The organism is Streptomyces sp. NPDC030893 (genome assembly GCF_055571535.1).
Window position 1 is genome coordinate 80798 of sequence record NZ_JBVIFC010000002.1, and the last position, 20875, is coordinate 101672.

At 72.3% G+C, this 20875-nt stretch carries 18 protein-coding genes; 9 read left to right on the top strand and 9 right to left on the bottom strand.

What is annotated here, in order from left to right:
- Window positions 1–28 precede the first annotated feature (28 nt).
- Window positions 29–451 carry an SCO4983 family protein gene (locus ACZ434_RS05080; protein ID WP_468451967.1) on the top strand — a complete coding sequence of 141 codons (423 nt, stop codon included), beginning with the start codon at window positions 29–31 and terminating at the stop codon, window positions 449–451.
- Window positions 452–519: 68 nt separating this feature from the next.
- Here ACZ434_RS05080 and ACZ434_RS05085 read toward each other — a convergent pair whose 3' ends face one another.
- The 3 genes from ACZ434_RS05085 to ACZ434_RS05095 form a co-directional block, all read right to left on the bottom strand.
- On the bottom strand, window positions 520–1383 hold the full coding sequence (locus tag ACZ434_RS05085) for an alpha/beta fold hydrolase (protein ID WP_468452891.1): 864 nt from the start codon (window positions 1381–1383) through the stop codon (window positions 520–522).
- 82 nt (window positions 1384–1465) lie between these two features.
- Window positions 1466–2230 (bottom strand): hypothetical protein, encoded by a 765-nt coding sequence (locus ACZ434_RS05090; RefSeq protein ID WP_468451969.1) that lies wholly within the window; start codon window positions 2228–2230, stop codon window positions 1466–1468.
- A gap of 88 nt (window positions 2231–2318) precedes the next feature.
- Entirely contained in the window at window positions 2319–3065 is a 747-nt protein-coding gene (locus ACZ434_RS05095; RefSeq protein ID WP_468451971.1) for an NUDIX hydrolase, read from the bottom strand.
- Between the two features lie 256 nt (window positions 3066–3321).
- Here ACZ434_RS05095 and ACZ434_RS05100 point away from each other — a divergent pair, with 256 nt between their 5' ends.
- Together ACZ434_RS05100 and ACZ434_RS05105 are read left to right on the top strand one after the other, a co-directional pair.
- Window positions 3322–4518, top strand: coding sequence for an AAA family ATPase (locus ACZ434_RS05100; protein WP_468451973.1), 1197 nt, complete (start codon window positions 3322–3324; stop codon window positions 4516–4518).
- Between the two features lie 10 nt (window positions 4519–4528).
- Window positions 4529–6163 carry a VWA domain-containing protein gene (locus ACZ434_RS05105; RefSeq protein WP_468451975.1) on the top strand — a complete coding sequence of 545 codons (1635 nt, stop codon included), beginning with the start codon at window positions 4529–4531 and terminating at the stop codon, window positions 6161–6163.
- A 321-nt stretch (window positions 6164–6484) separates the two neighbouring features.
- Here ACZ434_RS05105 and ACZ434_RS05110 read toward each other — a convergent pair whose 3' ends face one another.
- Complete coding sequence (locus ACZ434_RS05110) at window positions 6485–8317, bottom strand: phosphoenolpyruvate carboxykinase (GTP) (protein WP_468451977.1); 1833 nt, start codon at window positions 8315–8317, stop codon at window positions 6485–6487.
- 326 nt (window positions 8318–8643) lie between these two features.
- Between ACZ434_RS05110 and trhA the strand changes: the two genes are divergently transcribed.
- The 3 genes from trhA to ACZ434_RS05125 all read left to right on the top strand — a co-directional run bounded on the left by trhA (window position 8644) and on the right by ACZ434_RS05125 (window position 10859).
- Window positions 8644–9366, top strand: a complete 723-nt coding sequence (trhA, locus tag ACZ434_RS05115) for a PAQR family membrane homeostasis protein TrhA (protein ID WP_468451979.1) — start codon at window positions 8644–8646, stop codon at window positions 9364–9366.
- Between the two features lie 60 nt (window positions 9367–9426).
- Window positions 9427–10059, top strand: coding sequence for a TetR/AcrR family transcriptional regulator (locus tag ACZ434_RS05120; protein ID WP_468451981.1), 633 nt, complete (start codon window positions 9427–9429; stop codon window positions 10057–10059).
- A 68-nt stretch (window positions 10060–10127) separates the two neighbouring features.
- Window positions 10128–10859 (top strand): Mut7-C RNAse domain-containing protein, encoded by a 732-nt coding sequence (locus tag ACZ434_RS05125; protein WP_468451983.1) that lies wholly within the window; start codon window positions 10128–10130, stop codon window positions 10857–10859.
- Window positions 10860–10877: 18 nt separating this feature from the next.
- Here ACZ434_RS05125 and ACZ434_RS05130 read toward each other — a convergent pair whose 3' ends face one another.
- On the bottom strand, window positions 10878–12911 hold the full coding sequence (locus ACZ434_RS05130) for a thioredoxin domain-containing protein (RefSeq protein WP_468451985.1): 2034 nt from the start codon (window positions 12909–12911) through the stop codon (window positions 10878–10880).
- 149 nt (window positions 12912–13060) lie between these two features.
- Between ACZ434_RS05130 and ACZ434_RS05135 the strand changes: the two genes are divergently transcribed.
- Window positions 13061–16255 carry a tetratricopeptide repeat protein gene (locus ACZ434_RS05135; RefSeq protein WP_468451987.1) on the top strand — a complete coding sequence of 1065 codons (3195 nt, stop codon included), beginning with the start codon at window positions 13061–13063 and terminating at the stop codon, window positions 16253–16255.
- 194 nt (window positions 16256–16449) lie between these two features.
- Here ACZ434_RS05135 and ACZ434_RS05140 read toward each other — a convergent pair whose 3' ends face one another.
- On the bottom strand, window positions 16450–16662 hold the full coding sequence (locus ACZ434_RS05140) for a hypothetical protein (RefSeq protein WP_468451989.1): 213 nt from the start codon (window positions 16660–16662) through the stop codon (window positions 16450–16452).
- Window positions 16655–17536 carry a mycothiol conjugate amidase Mca gene (gene mca / locus ACZ434_RS05145; RefSeq protein ID WP_468451991.1) on the bottom strand — a complete coding sequence of 294 codons (882 nt, stop codon included), beginning with the start codon at window positions 17534–17536 and terminating at the stop codon, window positions 16655–16657. Before mca ends, ACZ434_RS05140 begins: the two co-directional genes overlap by 8 nt.
- A 148-nt stretch (window positions 17537–17684) precedes the next feature.
- Between mca and ACZ434_RS05150 the strand changes: the two genes are divergently transcribed.
- Both ACZ434_RS05150 and greA read left to right on the top strand, forming a co-directional pair.
- Window positions 17685–18083, top strand: a complete 399-nt coding sequence (locus ACZ434_RS05150) for a DUF4307 domain-containing protein (RefSeq protein WP_468451993.1) — start codon at window positions 17685–17687, stop codon at window positions 18081–18083.
- A 177-nt stretch (window positions 18084–18260) separates the two neighbouring features.
- Entirely contained in the window at window positions 18261–18758 is a 498-nt protein-coding gene (greA, locus tag ACZ434_RS05155; RefSeq protein WP_468451995.1) for a transcription elongation factor GreA, read from the top strand.
- Window positions 18759–18815: 57 nt separating this feature from the next.
- Here the strand turns inward: greA and ACZ434_RS05160 are convergent, their stop codons facing one another.
- Window positions 18816–19661, bottom strand: a complete 846-nt coding sequence (locus tag ACZ434_RS05160) for an ABC transporter permease (protein WP_468451997.1) — start codon at window positions 19659–19661, stop codon at window positions 18816–18818.
- The gene (locus ACZ434_RS05165) at window positions 19658–20695 is read right to left on the bottom strand and encodes an ATP-binding cassette domain-containing protein (protein WP_468451999.1); all 1038 of its coding nucleotides are present in this window, start codon (window positions 20693–20695) and stop codon (window positions 19658–19660) included. The genes ACZ434_RS05160 and ACZ434_RS05165 overlap by 4 nt, the downstream gene beginning before the upstream one ends.
- Between the last annotated feature and the right edge of the window lie 180 nt (window positions 20696–20875).

Below are 20875 nucleotides of genomic sequence, written 5' to 3' on the forward strand. Positions count from 1 at the left end.
TTCCTGTTCAGCACCCAGGAGGCCATCCATGTACGAACCGATCCGTGACAAGTCGGTGCACAGCACGATGGCCGGCACCCCCCACGACTTCCCCCACCGTTCCCGCGAGGAGGAGCTGGACATCCAGCTCGCGGGCCATCTCGCCACGCTGCTCGCCGTCACCGACGAGCTGCGCACGGCGGCACCCTCGGCCGATCTGGACACCGCGGCCGAGCGGCTCACCGAGCAGGTATCCCGCCTGCGGGGAGGACGTATGCCGGCCCGCGTGCCGGCGAGGACCACGGGCCGCGAGCCGAACGCGGCGGCCCTGCACCGGCGCGCCCACGCCCTCGCGGGCCGCGCCCTGGTCGTCGCCGCATCCCGCGCCGACACGGCGGTGGCGATCCTCGCCGCCGAACGAATGGACGCCCACGCCGCGGCCGAACACCCGCGCACCCTCGCGTCCCACTGAGCCCTTCGGGCTCCCCCGACGGCCCCGGTCCGCGCGCACCCGCAGCGACGCGCGGACCGGGCGCCTTCTCACGTCCTCTGTCCGAGCGGGTATCCGAGCGTGAGCATCGCCTCGGTGATCTCGCCGACCGCCGCGTCCGGGATCGCGGTGGCGGCGTCCTCCAGGACGAGCAGCCGTGCTCCGGGGATCTCGCGTGCGATCGCCTCGCCGTTGCCGACGGGGAAGAACGGGTCGCGGCGGCCGTGGACCACGAGCGTGGGGACCTTGATCCCGGGCAGGCGCTCGCGCCAGCGGGGCGTGCAGTCCAGCCTGGAGAACACCATGCCCAGGTGGTTGGCCATCTGGACCGGCGGCGCGGTACTGGGCGTGCGGTCCCAGATGCGCGCGGCGACGTCTCGCGCGGCGAGGGGATCGTCGCCGAGGAGTTCCGCCCCGGCGGCGGCGAAGTCCGCGACCGCCTCGCGGTCGCTCCAGTCGGGCATCGCGTGCGCGAACAACCGGCCCATCGTGGCCCGGTCGTGGTCGGGGAGGTCGTCGTCGGGCGGCCCGGGCGCGACCGCGCGGGTCCCGACCAGCGTGAGCGCCGAGAACGCGCCCGGATGATCGAGCGCGGCCACCTGGGCGACCATCCCGCCGACGCCGATCCCCGCGAGGTGCGCGGGCCCGCCGCCGAGCGCGCCCGCGAGGGCCGCCGCGTCGGCGGCGAGGTCGCGCAGGGTGTAGGCGGGCGCGTCCGGATCGGCCGTCGTCGACTCCCCGCTGTCGCGCAGGTCGTAGCGCACCGCACGGCGCCCGCCGGCGGCGAGGCGCTCGCAGAGTGCGTCGGGCCAGGAGAGCATGGTCGTCCCGCCCACGAGCAGGACGAGCGGCGCGTCCTCGTCACCGAACGACTCGGTGCCGAGGGCGACCCCATTGGCGTGGACGGTGGTGATGGTTCCAGTCATGCCACGGCAGACTCCGCCCACCGCCCGAACTCATCGCTCCGCGCCGCCCCATGTCAGGCTGAACAGTGGCTCACACCTGCGAGGCCTCCACCTCCATGGAGACCGCGACGAGCCGGTCGCTGAAGGAGCGGGCGGCGCTGTCGCCCGCCGTCGTCCCGGCGCGGTACGCGCGGACCGCCGGGTCGGCGAGGGTGAGGGTCAGCACCGGGCAGTCCGCCGCGTCATTGGTGTGCTCGGGCGAGCAGTTGATGACGTCGACCAGGCTGTGGCCAGGACACACGGCCTCGGCGGGCAGCTCCACTTCCAGCAGCAACTCCTTGCCCGGATCCACACGGAAACTGCCGGACGCCGGGACCTCCACCGGCTTGCCCAGGTAACCGCCGTCCACGACGGTCGCCGTGAGACCGCGGGCGGAAGCGCGGACACCCTCACCGTGGGGGCCGTGGATGTCGAGCGTGACCCGGCCCTTGGCCGGCGGTGCTTCGAGCAGCAGGGGGCGTTCGCCCGTGCGGATGACCGCGTGGACGGTGACGCGGGGCTCACCCGGCTTCTTCGGCCCCGGGTCGTGGAATCCCCAGCTCGTGAGCACCAGACTCGGGGCCTTGCCCTGCTCGCCCTTCCCCTGTGGTTCCGGCCGCGGCCAGTCGTCCACCCCGCACTTCGACAACTGGGCCGTGCCGCCGACGGGGAGCGAGCTGTCCCGCAGGGGTTCGGCAGCGGCCTGCCAGTCCGCGGACGCGCGCGGCTCGGACGTCGTGGCGGAATACGTCAGCACCAGCAGACCCACGACGGGCACGGCGAGGATCAGCCAGGAACGCAGGGATGCGCGGAACACTCAGCCACGTCCTCGCGGTCGGTCGTCGGCCCGGGGGAACAATTCCACGACGCTCATGATTCTCTCTGCGCACCCGACGCCCAGAACGTCACTGGAGACTCCGCCGGCCCGGACTCTCCGACCACGAGCGGGAGTGACGGCGCAGGACCGGGGCCAGATAGGACACGTGCGGGCCGGTGAGGGCCGCCAGCTCGGCCGGGGAGGGGACGAGGGCGAGCCGGTCGAATTCGGGGGTGCGGCCGAGGGCGCGCTCGGCGGCCGAGCGGATCGCGTGGCGTTCGTACAGCCAGGCGGCGGGGCGGGGCGGGGCCTGGAACAGGACGCCGACGCTGCCGTTGGCGCCCCGGGTGACCTGCCAGGGGGTGAGCTCGTCGGCGGGCGTGCCGATGCCGGTCTCCTCGGCCAGTTCCCGGGCGGCTTGGTGGCGCAGGGCGGTCGGGTCGAGGGGGTCGCCGTCCCTCGGGGGTTCGACCGAGCCGCCGGGGAGCTGCCAGCGGCCGGGTGAGGTGGCCCAGGACGCCATCCGGCCGACCAGCAGCCGCCCGTCGTCCGCCGGCTGCGCGACCGACACGAACAGGGACGGCAGCCGTACGGTCGCGCCGGGCAGCCTGCGCAGGACGTAGTAGCGGTACGTGGCCCGGACCCAGGTCAGGACGAGGCCGTCGCGCGGGTCGTGCGCCAGGCCCGTGCACCCGGCCACCGGCCCGTCGAACAGGGCGGGGTTGGCCCGGACGGCCGCATCCCAGGCGGCGTCCATGGCGCGCCGGTCCTCCGGGCTCAGCCGAAGCGGCGGAGCCTCCAGCAGCCGGAGCCGATCGGCGTCGAAAAGATCCACAAGGGGACCGTACCGGGCCCCTCCGGCATGTCGTCGGCGCACTCACACCGGCACCTGAGCGCCTGCCGCCGTCTTGAGGGTCTTCACGGCCGTCACGTCCGCGCAGCGCTCCGCGACACGCTGCGCCCATATGACCCGCGCCGTCCGCCGTGCCGCGGGGCTCCCTCCCGGGCGGCTGCGCACGCTGCTGGCGTAGTTTTCGGGGGAACGGCCGGCTCAGCGAGCCCCACGGGGCGTCACTGGCGAGGAGGGGGACATGGACGACGCGCGGGACACGGCCCGGCGGCTGCGCGCGATCTGCGACGAGCTGTCGGAGCGCTTCTACGAGCGGGCGGACGTCGTACGGACACTGGCGGTGACACTGCTGGCCGGGCAGCACTCGCTGGTGCTCGGGCCGCCCGGCACGGCGAAGTCGGAGCTGGCGCGGGAGCTGACGGGCCGGATCGAGGGGGCCGCGTACTGGGAGATCCTGCTGTCGAAGTTCACCGCGCCGACGCGGATGTTCGGGCCGATCGACGTCGCCGCGCTGGCCCGGGGCGAGTACCGGCAGGTGTACGACGGGCGTGCGACGACCGCGCACGTCGCGTTCATCGACGAGATCTTCAAGTGCTCCACGGCCGCGCTCAACGAGACCCTGGGTTACCTCAACGAGCGGATCTACCACCCCGAGAACGGGGGCGCTCCGATCCACTGCCCGCTGATCGGGGCGATCACCGCGAGCAACGAGCTTCCCAGTGGGGAGGACTCCGCCGCGATCTACGACCGGCTGCTGGTGCGGATCGAGGTCGGGTATCTGGAGGACCCCTCGAACTTCGCCGCCCTGGTGCGTTCCGCCGTCGGCCGCCCCGCCGCACCCGTGCCGCCGACCACCGTGGAGCTGGCCGCCTTGCAGCACGCGGTGACCGGGGCCGTCCCGGCCGTGGAGGTGCCGGACGTGATCGTGGACGCGGTGGTGACGCTGCGGGCCGCGCTGCGCCGCAAGGAGCTCGTCGCCTCCGACCGGCGGTGGCGGCAGGCGGTGGGGCTGCTCCAGGCGTCCGCGTTCCTGGACGGGCGTACGGCGGTGGCGGAGACGGATCTGTCGGTGCTGACGCATGTGCTGTGGGACTTCCCCGCCCAACGTCCCGTCGTCGAGCGGGAGGTGCTGCACCTGGTCAATCCGGACGCCAAGGAGGCGCTCGACCTCGCCGACGTCATCGAGGAGTTGGAGGCGCAGCTCGACGCCATGGCCGGGCAGTCCCGGGAGGCGCTCAGCGACTGGGTCATCAAGAACGCCCACAACAAGCTCGCCACGGCGGGGAAACGGCTGGAGCGGCTGCGCGAGGAGGCGGCGAACGCGGGCCGTTCCACCGCCGCCATCGACCGGGTCACCGGCCGTCAGCGCGCCGTCCGTGCCCGTGTCCTCACCGAGGCGCTCGGTATGGACGCGAGCATGGTGCAGGCCCAGCTCTGAGGGTGGCGCGGTGACGGAGACGTACGGCAGTGGTGCGGACGGGGCGGCGGGCGGCGCGGGGAAGTGGCCGGCGCTGTCCGCCGCCGCTGCCGTACGGCACACGGCGGCCGTGGTCCCGGGCCCGTTCGACCGGGTCGCGTGGCGGGACGTGTACGAGCGGTCGGCGGGGCTGCGGGAGCTGGCGGCGGAGCTGCACGCCCGCCACGCACACACCGCCGACCTGCTGACGGACGTCTTCCTGACCGCCTACCAGGCCGCCCCGCGGCTGCGCGACCGCGCGGAGATGGCCCCCTCCCACCTGGTCAACCACCAGGTCGTCGCCTCCCTGCTGCACTCACCGGAGTTCGCCGGACTGCACCGGGAGACGGCGGGCGACTCCTACGCCGCCGCCATGGCCGTACTCGCCCAGGCCTCCGCGCTGCGCGGGCTCCTGGAGCGCTCCCGGGACGCCCGGGACCGGGCCGGGCAGGCGGACGAGGCCCGGCAGGACGCCGTAACCGCCGCGACGGCCGTGAGCCAGGCGCTGCGGCACGCCGCCGAGGCGGCCGACGAGGACGGCACGGTGCCCGCCCCGGCCGCCGAAGCCGTACGCCGGGCGGTCGAGGCGGTCGAGGCGGCCGAAGCCGCCGAGGAGGCCGCCCGGCAGGAGGGCCGTGCCGCCGCGCAGGCCCTCGCCGCGGCGCTTCCCGGCATCCGTGCCGCCGCCCGGAACGCGACGGCGACGGCGGCGGAGGCCGTCCGGCAGGAGGCCGCGCTGATGCGGGCGTGGGGTGTCGGCGCCGGGGAGCTGGAACGGCTGCCGTTCGACGAGCGGGCCCGCCTGGCCGAGCGGCTGCGCGGCGGACGGCTCGCCCGGTGGGCCGAACTGATCGGCCGTTTCCGGCAGATGGCCGGCGGTGAGCGTGCCCGCAAGGTGGAGAACGCCACCGGGGAACTGGTCGGCGTCACCCTCGGCGACGACCTCTCCCGGGTCATCCCCTCCGAACTGGCGGTCCTCGGCGTCCCGGAGCTGCGTGCGGTGTTCGCCGCCCGCTACGCCGCCGGGGAGCTGATGCTGTACGACGCGCGGGGCGAGCAGACCACCGGCCGGGGTGCCGTCATCGCGTGCGTGGACACCTCGCACTCCATGTACGCGGAGGGGCCGGGCGGCATCACCCGCGAGGCCTGGTCCAAGGCGTGCGCGCTGGCCCTGCTCGACCAGGCCCGCCACGCCGGACGGGACTTCGTCGGCATCCTCTTCTCCGCCGCCGACAGGATCCAGGTCTTCCGCTTCCCGGGCGACCGGCCCGCCGACCTCGCCCATGTCCTCGACTTCGCGGAGACCTTCCTGGGCGGCGGCACCGACGTCCAGCGCCCGCTGGGCACGGCCGCCGAGCTGCTGGAGGAGGAGTTCAACGACACCTCCCGCGGACGCGGAGACATCGTGCTGATCACCGACGACGCGTGCGAGGTCTCGGAGCAGTGGACGCGCGTCTGGAACGACGCCAAGCACCGCCTCGGCTTCCGCCTGTTCGGCGTGGCGATCGCCACCCCGGAGACGGCCACCGAGTCCGGCTCGGTCCTGGAGTCCCTGTGCGACAACCTCCGCGCCGTCGACGACCTGACGGACGTCCGGACCGCGGCCGACCTGTTTCGCGTGATCTGATCCGACTCGTTCTCCCAGTGGGTCCCGGCCGGCGGGCAACGGCCGAGCGCTCCGGGCGGCGGTGGATGCCGGCCGGAGCGCTCGGTCATGCGTCGGCACGTTCGTGAGCCCTCTGGGTGGGCCGTGCCGAAGGGGGCGGGGGCGGGTTCGCCGTCGCCGGGTTCCGTCGGGGCGGACGGAGGGGGCGACGGCGGGCCCGGTACCCCGCACGCCGTTGTGCGGGGCCCCGCCGGTGTGTTCCGCGGCCGGTCGTGGCGTGACGATCGCTGGTCAGGGCATCCTCAAACCGAGAACCGACCGGCCGCGGGGTCTGTGCGGGCCTCAGCCCAGGCGCTCCACGAGGGAGCGGTACTCGTCCCACAGCTCCTTGGGCGTGTGGTCGCCGAAGGTGTTGAAGTGCTCGGGGACCAGAGCGGCCTCCTCGCGCCACACCTCCTTGTCGACGGTGAGCAGGAAGTCCAGGTCGGCGTCGGAGAGGTCCAGCCCTTCGGTGTCCAGGGCGCCCTTGGCGGGGAGCACGCCGATGGGGGTCTCGACGCCCTCCGCCTTGCCGTCCAGGCGCTCCACGATCCACTTCAGGACGCGGGAGTTCTCACCGAAGCCGGGCCAGACGAACGTGCCCTCGTCGTTCTTGCGGAACCAGTTGACGTAGTAGATCTTCGGCAGCTTGGACTGGTCCCCCCTCTGCGCGGCGGACTTGCCCACGTCGACCCAGTGGGCCATGTAGTCGCCCATGTTGTAGCCGCAGAACGGCAGCATGGCGAACGGGTCGCGGCGCAGCTCGCCGACCTTGCCCTCGGCGGCGGCGGTCTTCTCGGAGGCCACGTTGGCGCCGAGGAAGACGCCGTGGTTCCAGTCGAAGGACTCCGTCACCAGCGGTACGGCGCTGGCGCGGCGCCCGCCGAAGAGGATCGCGGAGATCGGCACGCCCTTGGGGTCCTCCCACTCCGGCGCGATGATCGGGCACTGCCCGGCGGGGGTGGTGAAGCGGGCGTTGGGGTGCGCGGCGGGCGTACCGGACTCGGGGGTCCAGTCGTTGCCCTTCCAGTCGGTGAGGTGGGCCGGGGTCTCCTCCGTCATGCCCTCCCACCAGACGTCGTTGTCGTCGGTGAGGGCGACGTTGGTGAAGACCGAGTTGCCCCAGAGGGTCTTCATCGCGTTGGCGTTGGTGTGCTCGCCGGTGCCGGGGGCGACGCCGAAGAAGCCGGCCTCGGGGTTGATGGCGTAGAGGCGGCCGTCCTCGCCGAAGCGCATCCAGGCGATGTCGTCACCGATGGTCTCGACCGTCCAGCCGGAGATCGTGGGCTCCAGCATGGCGAGGTTGGTCTTGCCGCAGGCGGACGGGAAGGCGGCGGCGACGTACTTGGACTCCCCCTGCGGCGGGGTGAGCTTCAGGATGAGCATGTGCTCGGCCAGCCAGCCCTCGTCGCGGGCCATGACGGAGGCGATGCGCAGCGCGTAGCACTTCTTGCCGAGGAGGGCGTTGCCGCCGTAGCCGGAGCCGTAGGACCAGATCTCGCGGTCCTCGGGGAAGTGGGAGATGTACTTGGTGCTGTTGCAGGGCCACGGAACGTCCTCCTGGCCCTCCTCCAGCGGGGCGCCGAGGGTGTGCACGGCCTTGACGAAGAAGCCGTCGGAGCCGAGCTCGTCCAGGACGGGCCGGCCCATACGGGTCATGGTGCGCATGGCGACGGCGACGTACGCGGAGTCGGTGATCTCGACGCCGATGGCGGACAGCGGCGAGCCGAGGGGGCCCATGCAGAAGGGCACGACGTACATGGTGCGGCCCTTCATCGAGCCGCGGAAGACGCCCTTCTCGCCCTGGAAGATCTCCCGCATCTCGGCGGGGGCCTTCCAGTGGTTGGTGGGGCCGGCGTCCTCCTCCTTCTCGGAGCAGATGAACGTCCGGTCCTCGACGCGGGCCACGTCGGTGGGGTCGGAGGCCGCGTAGTAGGAGTTGGGGCGCTTGATCGGGTCGAGTTTCCTGAAGGTCCCCCTGGCCACGAGCTCCTCGCACAGGCGCTCGTACTCGGCCTCTGAACCGTCGCACCAGACCACGCTGTCCGGCTGGGTCAGCTCTGCGATCTCGTCGACCCAGGAGATCAGTCCCTGGTGGGTGGTGGGGACGCCGGGTTCCGCGATGTCGCGCGCCACGTTTGCTCCTAAATGAGGGGTTTTTTGTTTGGAGGCCCCGTGGGGGCTGCGACCCGGATGCTGCACGGTGGTGCGCTGCGCGCTCATCCGGTGTCGACCGCACTCATTTGATCATCCGACCTGTGCGCCCATCTGTCCAGAGGGCCGCACAGGTGAGCAACGTGACGCTGACCACGGCCTTTCGTGGCGCTTTACCTTCACCTTGGGCAGACGTGGGAATTTCTTTGCGGACACGCCGCCGGAGTGGGATGAGATGATGGCCACTTCAGCCATCCAATTCGATACCGCGATCCGTAACTTACGGTTCCGTAGGTACGATGCGGGACATGACTGCGTTCGCCCCCGACGCCCCCGACGCCCCTGCGGATCCGCCGGCCGACGGCCCCGGCCCGGTGGCGACGTCCCTCCCGCGCCCCGTCAAGCCCAAACTCCGGGGCTGGCTGCACCTCGGTATGTTCCCCGCCGCCCTGGTGGCCGGGCTGGTGCTCACCGCCTTCGCCGACTCCCCGCGGGGCCGCATGGCCTGCGGGGTCTACGCGCTGACGGCCTGCCTCCTGTTCGGCGTGAGCGCGCTGTACCACCGGGGCAACTGGAGCCCCCGCATGGACGGGGTGCTGCGCCGCCTCGACCACGCCAACATCTTCCTGATCATCGCGGGCACCTACACGCCGCTGACCATCCTGCTGCTGCCGGACTCCAAGGGGCAGTGGCTGCTGTGGGGCATCTGGGCCGCGGCGGCGGCCGGCATAGTCTTCCGGGTCTTCTGGGTCGGCGCGCCCCGCTGGCTCTACACGCCCTGCTACATCGCGATGGGCTGGGCGGCGGTCTTCTTCCTCCCGGACTTCATGCGCACCGGCGGCATCGCCGTCCTCGTCCTGGTGATCGTGGGCGGCGTGCTCTACAGCGCGGGCGGGGTCATCTACGGCATCAAGAAGCCCAACCCCTCCCCCCGCTGGTTCGGCTTCCACGAGGTGTTCCACTCCTTCACCCTGGCCGCCTTCATCGCCCACTACGTGGGGATCTCCCTGGTGGCGTACCAGCACGCGTAGCGCGCGTACGACGCACGACGCGTGGCGCGGGACGTACGCCGCATGGCGGACAATGACGGCATGATCACGGCACGAACCCCTCTCCCCGAGGCGGCCCGGCACCTGGGGCTGCGCGAGCGGAAGAAGATCAGGACCCGCATGGCGATCAGGGACGCCACCTACGCGCTGATCAAGGAGCAGGGGTACGACGCCACCACCGTCGAGCAGATCGCGGAGCGCGCCGAGGTCTCGCAGAGCACCGTCTTCCGCTACTTCCCCACCAAGGAGGACATCGTCCTGACGGACGCGTACGACCCCCTCCTGGAGGACCTGCTGCGGGAGCGCCCGGCCGGTGAACCGGTGCGGGAGTCGCTGCGCCGGGCGATCCGCAAGGCGATGACGACGGCGCTCACCGGCAACCCGGCCCACGAGCAGGACGAGATGATCCTGCGGGTCCGGCTGATGGTCGAGGTGCCCCAGGTGCGCTCGCGGCTGATGGAGAGCATGTCCGTCACAGGCCGCCTGCTGTGCCGGGCCCTCGCCGAGCGCACCGGACGCCACGAGACCGACCTCGAGGTGCGGGTCTACGCCATGGGACTGATGGGCGCCCTGCTGGAGACGATGGTCTACTGGGTCGACGGCGACTGCCGGGAGGACATCCTGGAGCTGATCGACCGCACCCTGGCCGTCTGCACGGACCTGCCCCGCCGCTGAGCCGCGGACCCGCGCCGGCACAGGAATGCACGGGCCGGACGGACGGCCCCCGTGAGATCCTTGGCCGGGTGAACGGTCCCGAGATCCATGTCGAGTTCGCCCCCGAACTGCTGCTCTTCGTGCCCCAGGCGCGGCCCGCAGGCACCATGAAGGCCGCCACCGACGGTGTCTCCACCCTCGGCCATGTCGTCGAGTCCCTCGGTGTCCCGCTGACCGAGGTCGGCGCGCTGCTCGTGGACGGCCGCGAGGTGCCCGTGTCGCACGTCCCGGCCGCCGGCGAGTCGGTGACCGTGCGCCCGCACGCCCACCCCCAGCGGGTGCCGGGCGCTCCCCTGCGGTTCCTGCTCGACGTGCACCTCGGCACCCTCGCGCGCCGGCTGCGGCTGCTGGGCGTGGACACGGCCTACGAGTCGACCGACATCGGCGATCCGGCGCTGGCCGCGCGGTCGGCGGCCGAGCGGCGGGTCATGCTCAGCCGCGACCGGGGGCTGCTGCGGCGGCGGGAGCTGTGGTCGGGCGCGTTCGTGTACAGCACCCGGCCGGAGGAGCAACTCACCTACGTACTCGACCGGTTCGACCCCGAGCTGCGGCCGTGGACCCGGTGCACGGCGTGCAACGGGCTGCTGCGCGAGGCCAGCAAGGAGGACGTCGCCGACCAGTTGAAGGGTGGCACGCACCGTACGTACGACGTGTTCGCGCAGTGCTCCGACTGCGGGCGCGCGTACTGGAAGGGTGCGCACCATTCGGAACTGGTCGCGATCGTGGAGCGGGCCGTCGCGTCGCGCCCGCAACGGCCCTGACAGGCCGGCGCCGCCCGTTCAGCCGCCCAGCGCGGTACGCAGCCGGTCCGGGTCGGTCGTCGGGGCGTCGCAGGTGAAGTCGCGGCAGACGTAGGCGGCCGGTGCGCCACCGACCAGCGGCCGGTCGGCGAGCAACGGGAACTCGTCGCTCCCCGGGATCCCGACGGCGACCACGGCGCCGGGCGCGGTGCCCAGAAGTGCCGTACGGTGCAGGGCCGTCGTCGCCGGGTCGTCGAGCGCCGGGCCGACCACCGCGATCTCGCGCGGGCCGTCCAGCAGCGCCTCGGCCACCGCGAGCCCCCACCCGATGAACCGCGGCACCCGCGGACCCAGCGCCTTCACCACACCCAACGCCCGTTCCGCGGCCGTGCGGTGGGGCTCCGAGCCGGTGTGCGCCGCATAGCTCAGCAGCGCGCCCGCGGCGGCCGTCCAGCCGGACGGGGCGGCGTTGTCGGTCGGGTCCTGCGGACGCCGGATGAGCCGCTCCGCGTCCGACGCCGTGTCGTACAGCGCACCCGAGGCGTCGTCGGTGAAACGGGTCAGGATGTGGTCGACCAGCAGCCCGGAGAAGTCCAGCCACACGCCCTCACCGGTCACCGCCGCGAGCGCCAGGAAGCCCTCGGCGACGTCCGCGTAGTCCTCCAGCACCCCCGCGTTGGCACCGACGTGCCCGTCCTTGCTGGTACGGGCGATACGGGCCTGCTCGTCGAGGTGCAGCCGCACCAGCAGGTCACCCGCGGCGACCGCGGCCTCCGTCAGGTCCGGCCGGTCGAAGTAGGCGCCCGTCTCGGCGAGCGCGGCGATCGCCAGCCCGTTCCACGCGGCCACCACCTTGTCGTCCCGGCCGGGGGCGGGCCGGGACGCACGCGCCGCGAGCAGCCGCTCCCTGACGCCCTCGATCCGAGCGGCGTCGAACACCTCGTCCCGCTGCGGTAGTTGCAGCACCGAGGCGCCCTCCTCGAAGGTGCCCTCCTCGGTCACCCCGAAGTACCGCGCGGCGAGTTCGGCGTCCGCCTCCCCGAGCACCTCACGCAGCTGCGCCGGCGTCCACACGTAGTACGCGCCCTCCACGTGCTTCCCGGTGCCGTCGTCGCTGTCGGCGTCCAGCGCGGACGCGAACCCGCCCTCCGGCGTGCGCAGTTCCCGCACCATGAAGTCGGCGGTCTCCAGCGCCACCCGGCGCGCGAGCTCCGAACCGGTCGCCCGCCACAGGTGCGCGTACACCCGGCACAGCAGCGCGTTGTCGTACAGCATCTTCTCGGAGTGCGGCACCACCCAGTCCCGGTCCACGGAGTAGCGGGCGAAGCCGCCGCCGAGCTGGTCGTAGATCCCGCCGCGCGCCATCCGCTCGCACGTGTCCCGTGCCATCTGCAGCGCGCCCTCGGCGCCGGTGCGGGCGTGGTGGCGCAGCAGGAACTCGATCACCATGGACGGCGGGAACTTCGGCGCCCCGCCGAACCCGCCCCGCTGCGGGTCGTACTCCCGGGTCAGCCCGAGCAGCGCCTGCGCCAGCTGCTGCTCGCCGGGCACCTGGTCGTCGCCGTAGGAGATCACCCGGTCGGCCAGGTCCCGCGTGATCTTCCCGGCCACCTCGTCGACTTCGCCCCGCCGCTCCTCCCAGGCCTGGTGGACGCCCTGGAGCACCTGCCGGAACGACGGCATGCCGTGCCGGGGCGCGGGCGGGAAGTACGTGCCGAAGTAGAACGGCTCGGCGTCCGGCGTGAGGAAGACGGTCATCGGCCAGCCCCCGTGCCCGGTCGCCGCCTGCACGGCCTCCATGTACACCGCGTCCACGTCGGGGCGCTCCTCGCGGTCCACCTTCACGCTGACGAAGTGCGCGTTCATGTCGTCCGCGGTGTCCCGGTCCTCGAAGGACTCGTGCGCCATGACGTGGCACCAGTGGCAGCTCGAGTAGCCGACGCTCAGCAGCACCGGCACCTGCCGCCGCCGCGCCTCCTCGAACGCCTCCGGGGACCACGGCCACCAGTCGACCGGGTTGTCGGCGTGCTGCAGCAGGTACGGGGACGTCTCATGGGCCAGTCGGTTCGGCATGGTGTCCATCCTGCCGCAGTACCCGCCGGGGAGCCCGGCAGCACGCAGCCGGGAGATCCGGCCCTCTCCCCACGGCGGCCCCCGCACGACACACTTGTGACCAAGGAACGCGGCCGGAACCGGCCGACGCCGCCGGAGGGGGACATCACATGCGGGACAGTCATCGGGCGGAAGCCGAAGGGCTGTTGGCGCGGGCCGTGGAGGAGGAGGTACGCCGCTCGGGCGGGCGCACCGACGGGAAGGCGCTGCTGGCGCGGGCGCGCGGGGCGCTGGACACGATGGCCCAGTCGGCGGCCGAGGAGTACGGCGCCTACACGCGCGCCCTGGACGAGGCGGAGGCCGGACAGCTCACCTTCCGGCAGCGCTACGCCCGCGAGGGCGCCGGGACCCCGCTGCTCGTGGCCGGTGTGGCGGGCGTCGCCGCGGTGGTCGCCGACATGGCGCTCGGCACGGGCCCCGGGACGGCGCTGGGCGCCGGTGTGGCCGTCGGGGTCGCCGGAGCGGCCGCGACCGTGGTGAAGGTCGCCGGCACCCATGTGCCCGCCGCCCATCACCGGGCCGGCGCGGCGAGCCAGCCTGGCGGTCCGCAGCAGCTGCGGCTGCAGTGGCTGACGGCGCTGGAGGTGCGCGGCATCCGGCCGTTCCTCGACCAGCAGCGGGTGCTGGCCGCCTCCACGGGGACCAAGAAGACGGGCCCGCGGCTGCGCGGCGCGGACAAGAGCGCGGCGGCCCGCGGGCGCAGTGTGCTGGGGCAGTCGTTCGGTCAACTTCCCGAGCCGCTGGGCCCGTTCGCGGGCCGGCGGCAGGAGATGGCGCGGATCCGGCAGTGGGTGCAGGCGGCCCGCGCGAGCACCGAGACCCAGCCGACGGTGGTGGTGCTGCACGGGGCGTCCGGCAGCGGCCGTACGACGCTGGCGGTGCGCGCCGCGCACGAGCTGAAGGACTACTTCCGCGGGGCGTGCGTCGTCGACCTGCGCGGCGACAGCCCCGGCGAGCCGCCGCTGTCCACCCGGGACGCGCTGCTGCATCTGCTGAACCGGCTGGGGGCGCCGCGCGAGCAGTTGCTGTTCCGCGAGAGATCCTCCCCGGACCAGCAGGTCAAGCGGCTGAGCGAGCTGTACCACCAGCACCTGACCGGGCTGCCGGTCACCGTCGTCCTGGACGACGCCTCCGACCCGCAGCAGGTGCGCACGCTGATACCGGAGCGTTCCGACAGCCTGGTCCTGGTCACCTCGCGGGCCCCTCTCGGACTGCCGGACGACCTGCCGGCCCGGGTGCACCAGCTCGCGGTGGAGCCACTGGACGCGGCGGGCGCGGAGGAGCTGCTCGCCGCCGCCGCGCAGGACTCCGCGGGACCGTACGACGCCGAGTCCACCGAGCGGGTGCGGGAACTGTGCGGGGGCCTGCCGCTGGCGCTGCGGGCCGCCGGGGCCGCCCTCGGCCCGCGGTCACCGCTCGCCCTCGCCACCGACCTGGGGGCGTACGGACCCGTCGACCCGGTCGAGCGGGCCCTGTGGCTGCGCTACACCGACCAGCCGGAGACCGTACGGCGGCTGCTGCGGCGGCTCGCGCTGGCCGGACGGGCCTCACTGGGCGCGGCGGCCGCGGCGGCGCTCCTCGCCACCGACGAGGCCGAGGCCACCCGGCACCTGACCGCGCTCCACCGCGCCGGTCTGATCGACCGCGTACGGCACAGCCGCTACCGGCTGCACGACCTCGTCCGCGCCTTCGCCCTGGCCCGGCTGCTCGACGAGGAGGACCCGGCCGAACGCACGGCGGCGCAGGAGCGGCTGATCGTGAACTACTCCGAGCTGGCCGACTCGGTGCTGCGGCTGGTCGACGGCAACATGTCGACCCGCTCGGACCGCTTCAGCCCCTACGGCTTCACCTCGCTGGACGAGGCCCTGCGCTGGCTGGACGACGAGTCGAGCTTCATCACGGCGGCACTGCGGCACGCGGAGGGCGTGAACCAGGAGGCGGTGCTGAACCTGCTGGGTGCGCTGTGCGACTACTGCCTGCTGCGCGGCGACCTCTACCGGCTCGGGGAGATCAACGAGCTGGCGCAGTCCGTGGACGAGGGGCTGCTGGTGCGCTCGGTGCAGTGGCGCACCGGCATCGCGGCACGTCAGCTGGGCGAACTGGACAAGGCGCGGACCACGCTGACGTCGGTGGTGGACCTGTACCGGGAGGCGCAGCACAACGCGGGTGCCGCGCGGGCACTGACCTCGCTCGGCATCACGCTGCACCACCAGGGGAACCTCACGGAGGCGTCGGCGCGGCTGCGGGAGGCGCTGGACCTGCAGTCCTCACCCGAACTGGCCACGGACCGCGCCTGGACCATGCACGCCCTCGCGGCGGTGGAACGGGACCGGGCCGGGCTGTCCGAGGCGCTGGACCTGCTCACCGAGTCGCTGGTGCTGCACCGCGCGGGAGAGTCCGTGCACGGGCAGGCGTGGGCGCACTTCCAGCTGGGACAGCTCAACCTGCGGATGGGCGACGTGCCGCGCGCGGAGCGCGAGCTGCGCACCGCCCTGGAGCTGTACGGCCGCACCCGCGACGCCCGCGGCGAGGCGTGGGCGCTGACCGAGCTGGCCCGGGCCCGGCTGGTGGACGGTGACGCCTCACCCGCCGTGGAGGACCTGCGCGGGGCGGCCGCCCGGCACCGGGACAACGAGGACGCGCGGGGCGAGGCGTGGACCCTGTACTACCTGGGCCAGGCCCTGGAGGAGACCGGTGACCTGGACCGCGCGGTACGCGAGCTGGAACGCGCCCGCACGATGTTCTCCCGCATGCGGGACGTCTACGGGCTGGCCTGCGCCCGGCACCACTCGGCGCGGGTGACCCGGGACCAGCGGGCGGCCCGGACCGGGTCGCTGCGCAACTCCGGTTTCGCCCGCCAGCTCCTGGTGGACGCGCGCGCCGACTTCCAGCGCATCGGGGTGGCGCACGGCGAGGCGTGGACCTGCCTGGAGCTGGCGGTCGTCGACGCGGGCAACGCGCGCACCCAGCAGGCGCTGGCGCTGTGCGACGAGGCGGTGACGCTGTTCGTGTCGTACGGCGACCGGCGCGGCGAGGACTGGGCCCGCTTCCTGCGCTGCACCCTGCTGCCGTACGCGGCACCGGGGGGCACGGAGGTCGGTACGGCGGTGGCGCAGGAGGAACTCTCCCGGCTGGCCCGCGCCGGCCACCCCGCCCGCGACCCCAAACTGACCGACTGCGCGGAGGCCTACCTGCTCCTCCTGGAACGAGGAGTCACCCTCGAACAGGGCTGGCAGGCCTGGCACCTCGGCCTCGTCCCCAGCCGCCACGCCCGCGAGGTGATGGGAGTACCGGTAACCGCGTAACCGCGGGCAGTCGTGCCTCCCCCAGAGGGGGTACCCCCAGGGCGGCACGGGTGGGCGGTGGGGGCACCTCCCGCTCGAGCGAAGCCGAGAGTGGGGGAGGCACCCCGCCGGCGCCGGGTTGCGCAACACCCCCCGGCCCACCCGAGCAACGGGTGCCGGACATCACACCCTGCGGTCAGCCCAGTCAGCCCCAGTCAGCCCCGCTCCTCCGCACCATCGGACTTCTCGAAGTTCACCCGCCCCATATGCCGGTTCATCGACTTCATCAGCCCCCACACCGCCAGAGCCATCACCGCGAACACGATGAACCCGAGAACACCAGGGGTCACCTTGTCCTCGTCCAGCTCCTTGGCCAGAGGCACCAGGTGGGTCATTGCCAGGCTTGCGCTTGCGCTCATATCAGGCATTGTCCCGGATGCCCGCGAAGAGGTCGTCCTCGGGGAGGGATGTATCGACGAGCGACTTCGCCAGCTCGTACTCCTCCGTCGGCCAGACCTCCCGCTGGAGCTCCAGCGGCACCCGGAACCACCCCCCGTCGGGATCGATCTGCGTGGCGTGCGCGATCAGCGCCTTGTCGCGGATCTCGAAGAAGTCGGCGCACGGCACATGCGTGGTCAGCGTGCGCTCCTTGCGCTCGAACTCGTTCCAGCGCTTGAGCCAGTCCCCGTACGGCGACTCCAGGCCCCGGTCCAGCATCGCCCGGTGCAGCGCCTCGGTGCGGGGACGGTTGAAGCCCTGGTTGTAGTACACCTTCACCGGCTGGTACGCCGGGCCGTACTCGTCCTCCGGGTACTTCCCGGTGTCCGCCGCGCCCTCGAACGCCACCATCGTGATCTTGTGGGTCATGATGTGGTCGGGGTGCGGATAACCGCCGTTCTCGTCGTACGTGGTGATCACCTGGGGACGGAACGCGCGGATCCGGCGCACCAGCTCACCGGCCGCCTTGTCCACGTCCTCCAGGGCGAAGCAGCCCTCCGGCAGCGGCGGCAGCGGGTCGCCCTCGGGCAGGCCGGAGTCGACGAAGCCGAGCCACTCCTGCTTCACTCCGAGGATCTCGCGGGCCTCGTCCATCTCCTTCTTGCGCACCTCGTGGATGTGTTCCTCGATGTACGCGTCGCCCTGCAGTTTCGGGTTGAGGATGGAGCCGCGCTCCCCGCCCGTGCAGGTCACCACGAGCACGTCCACCCCCTCGGACACGTACTTCGCCATGGTGGCCGCGCCCTTGCTCGACTCGTCGTCGGGGTGGGCGTGCACGGCCATCAGTCGCAGCTGGTCAGTCAAGACTCAATCCTCAAGTCGTTGGGCGCCCTGTGTGCGGCGGCGCAGTCACGGGCTTCTATAGTGACCGAATCGGGGGACGAATAATTCCGGGGTTCCGCTCCGGGACCCGAGACGGGGACGCCGGCCCCTTCCTGCCGAGGAGACGATCATGAGCACGTCGAGCACGCGGATGCCCGAGGGCCGTTACGGCCGCTCCTCGGACGAGCGTGCCGACCGCACCCTGAGAATCGTCGGCGGCGTGCTGGCGGTGCTGTTCGTCGGGCTGATCGGCTGGTTCGGCTACTACTACGTGGCCCAGAACGAGATCAGCGGCGAGATGATCGGTTTCGAGATCTCCGACGAGTCGGTCCAGGTGCACCTGGAGGTGCACAAGGACGCGGGGGTGGCCGGCTACTGCACGGTGCGCTCCCAGGCCGAGGACGGCGCCGAGGTGGGCCGCGCCGATTTCCGCTTCGACAAGGACGCCACCCGCGTCGACGAGGTGGTCACCCTGCGCACGACGTCCCCGGCCACCAGTGCCGAGCTGCTCGGCTGCCACGCGGAGTGAACGAAGCGGTGTGGCGGGGAATACCCGGCCGCTGACCTGCGTCGACATGAGTCCGGTGGCTTATGTCCTCCCCCTTCGGGCAGTGAATTGTTAGGCTCGTGGTTTCGCCCATCCCGGGAGGTCCATCCTTCCGGGTAGGGCGTTGCTTTGTATTTCCCAGTCCTACGAGGAGCACCTGTGACCCAGACCAGCGAGAACGTCACCTGGCTGACCCAGGAGGCGTACACCAAGCTCAAGGACGAGCTTGCCTACCTTACTGGTCCCGCGCGCACGGAGATCGCCGCGAAGATCGCCGCCGCGCGCGAGGAGGGCGACCTGCGCGAGAACGGCGGGTACCACGCGGCCAAGGAGGAGCAGGGCAAGCAGGAACTCCGTGTGCGCCAGCTCACCCAGCTCCTCGAGAACGCGAAGGTCGGCGAGGCCCCGGCGGCCGACGGCTCCGTGGCGCCCGGCATGGTCGTGACGATCGCCTTCGACGGAGACGAGGACGACACGCTGACGTTCCTGCTCGCCTCGCGCGAGTACGCGAGCGCCGACATCGAGACGTACTCGCCGCAGTCTCCGCTCGGCTCGGGTGTGATGGGCCACAAGGTCGGTGAGGACGCCGAGTACGAGCTGCCGAACGGCAAGACGGCCTCGGTGAAGATCCTCAAGGCCGAGCCCTACCGCGGCTGACCCGCCCCACCGGTCCCCGGCGGGCCCCCGGCATCCCGAGTGGTGCCGGGGGCTTCGTCATGCGGCGGCCGAGCGGTACTTGCGCACGGCGAGGGTGCGGAAGACCACGATGATCAGGACCGAGTAGATCAGCGACGCCCACACCGGGTGCTGCATCGGCCAGGCGTCCGAGGTGGAGACCCCGGGGTTGCCGAACAGTTCGCGGCAGGCCTGGACGGTCGCGCTGAACGGGTTCCAGTCGGCGATGTGGCGCAGCCAGGGCGTCATGTTGCTGGAGTCCACGAACGCGTTCGACACGAAGGTGACCGGGAAGAGCCAGACCAGTCCGCCGGAGGTGGCCGCCTCCGGGGTGCGCACCGACAGGCCGATGACCGCGCCGATCCAGGTGAACGCGTACCCGGTCAGGAGCAGCAGTCCGAACGCGCCGAGCACCTCTCCGATGCTGGTGTGGGTGCGCCAGCCGACCAGGAGGGCGACCACGGCGAGCACGAGCAGGGTGAGCGCCGTCTGCACCAGGTCGGCGAGGGTACGGCCGGTGAGCACCGCGCCGCGCGCCATGGGCAGGGAGCGGAAGCGGTCGATGAGCCCCTTGTGCATGTCCTCGGCGATGCCCGCGCCGGCTCCCGCGGTGGCGAAGGTGACGGTCTGGGCGAAGATGCCGGCCATCAGGAACTCGCGGTACACCTCGGGGCTGGTGCTGCCGCCGATGTCCATGGAGCCGCCGAACACGTACGAGAACAGCACCACGAACATGATGGGCTGGATGAGCCCGAAGATCACCACTTCGGGAATCCGGGCCATGCGAATCAGGTTCCTGCGGGCGACGACCAGGGAGTCCCGGATCGACTGGCCGACGGGGTTGCCGGGCGATGCGACCCGGACGGCGTCGCTGACGGCACTCATTTCACGGCCTCCTTGCCGGGGCGGTGCCCCTTGCCCTGTCCCCTGGCGGACTGCGTACCGTCGTCGTCCTCGTCCCCGGCTTCGGCGACGTGTCCGGTGAGGGAGAGGAAGACGTCGTCGAGGGTGGGGCGGCGCAGGCCGATGTCGTCGATCTCGATGCCGTCGGCGTCGAGTTCGCGGATGATCTCGGCGAGGAGCTTCGCGCCGCCGGAGACCGGTGTGGTGATCTTGCGCATGTGTTCCTCGACGGTGGTGTCGCCCTTGCCGAGGCCGCGCAGGCTGTACTTGTCGAGGAGGGCGGAGGCGGCCGCGATGTGCTCCCGGTCGTGCACCACGACCTCGACGCGCTCGCCGCCGGTGCGGGCCTTGAGCTGGTCGGAGGTGCCCTGGGCGATGACCCGGCCCTGGTCGACGACCGCGATGTCGTGCGCGAGGTGGTCGGCCTCCTCCAGGTACTGGGTGGTGAGCAGCAGCGTCGTGCCTCCGGACACGAGCTGTTTGATCACCTCCCACAGTTGCTGGCGGTTGCGCGGGTCGAGGCCGGTGGTCGGCTCGTCCATGAACATCACCGGTGGTGACACGACCAGGGCCGCGGCGAGGTCGAGCCGGCGGCGCATGCCTCCGGAGTAGGTCTTGGCGGTGCGGTCGGCGGCGTCCGCGAGGTGGAACTGCTCCAGCAGCTCGTCCGCACGGGCCTTCGCGGCCTTGGCCCGCATCTGGTAGAGCTGCCCGACCATCTGCAGGTTCTCGCGGCCGGTCAGGTACTCGTCGACGGCGGCGAACTGGCCGGACAGGCCGATGGAGCGGCGCACGGCGTCGGGCTGTGCGAGCACGTCGAGCCCGGCGACGACGGCTTTGCCGCGGTCGGGCCGCAGCAGGGTGGTGAGGCAGCGGACGGTGGTGGTCTTGCCCGCGCCGTTCGGCCCGAGCAGGCCGAGGACGGTTCCCTCGGGGACCTCGAGGTCGACGCCGTCCAGTGCCTTGACGTTCCCGAAGGTCTTCACCAGACCTTCGGCATAGATGGCGCCTGGCATATGAGTCTCCACGTCGTCGTGTTTCTTCGGAAAGCCTAGGTTTGCGCGCTTTGTCGTGCAGGGAATTTCCCGCCCGGCGCGGACGCGGGACACAGACGGCCGCGCAGTGGCGTAGGACACACCATAACGCGATGTATCGCGTCTCACAACGGGGTCGCCCGAAGGAGTGACGCCGCCCCG

Bases quoted from the DNA above. Each gene is read 5' to 3' on its own strand.
- ACZ434_RS05080 (WP_468451967.1), top strand. From the start codon at position 29: ATGTACGAACCGATCCGTGACAAGTCGGTGCACAGCACGATGGCCGGC.
- ACZ434_RS05100 (WP_468451973.1), top strand. From the start codon at position 3,322: ATGGACGACGCGCGGGACACGGCCCGGCGGCTGCGCGCGATCTGCGAC.
- trhA (WP_468451979.1), top strand. From the start codon at position 8,644: ATGACTGCGTTCGCCCCCGACGCCCCCGACGCCCCTGCGGATCCGCCG.
- ACZ434_RS05120 (WP_468451981.1), top strand. From the start codon at position 9,427: ATGATCACGGCACGAACCCCTCTCCCCGAGGCGGCCCGGCACCTGGGG.
- ACZ434_RS05130 (WP_468451985.1), bottom strand. From the start codon at position 12,911: ATGCCGAACCGACTGGCCCATGAGACGTCCCCGTACCTGCTGCAGCAC.
- ACZ434_RS05135 (WP_468451987.1), top strand. From the start codon at position 13,061: ATGCGGGACAGTCATCGGGCGGAAGCCGAAGGGCTGTTGGCGCGGGCC.
- ACZ434_RS05140 (WP_468451989.1), bottom strand. From the start codon at position 16,662: ATGCCTGATATGAGCGCAAGCGCAAGCCTGGCAATGACCCACCTGGTG.
- ACZ434_RS05150 (WP_468451993.1), top strand. From the start codon at position 17,685: ATGAGCACGTCGAGCACGCGGATGCCCGAGGGCCGTTACGGCCGCTCC.
- ACZ434_RS05160 (WP_468451997.1), bottom strand. From the start codon at position 19,661: ATGAGTGCCGTCAGCGACGCCGTCCGGGTCGCATCGCCCGGCAACCCC.
- ACZ434_RS05165 (WP_468451999.1), bottom strand. From the start codon at position 20,695: ATGCCAGGCGCCATCTATGCCGAAGGTCTGGTGAAGACCTTCGGGAAC.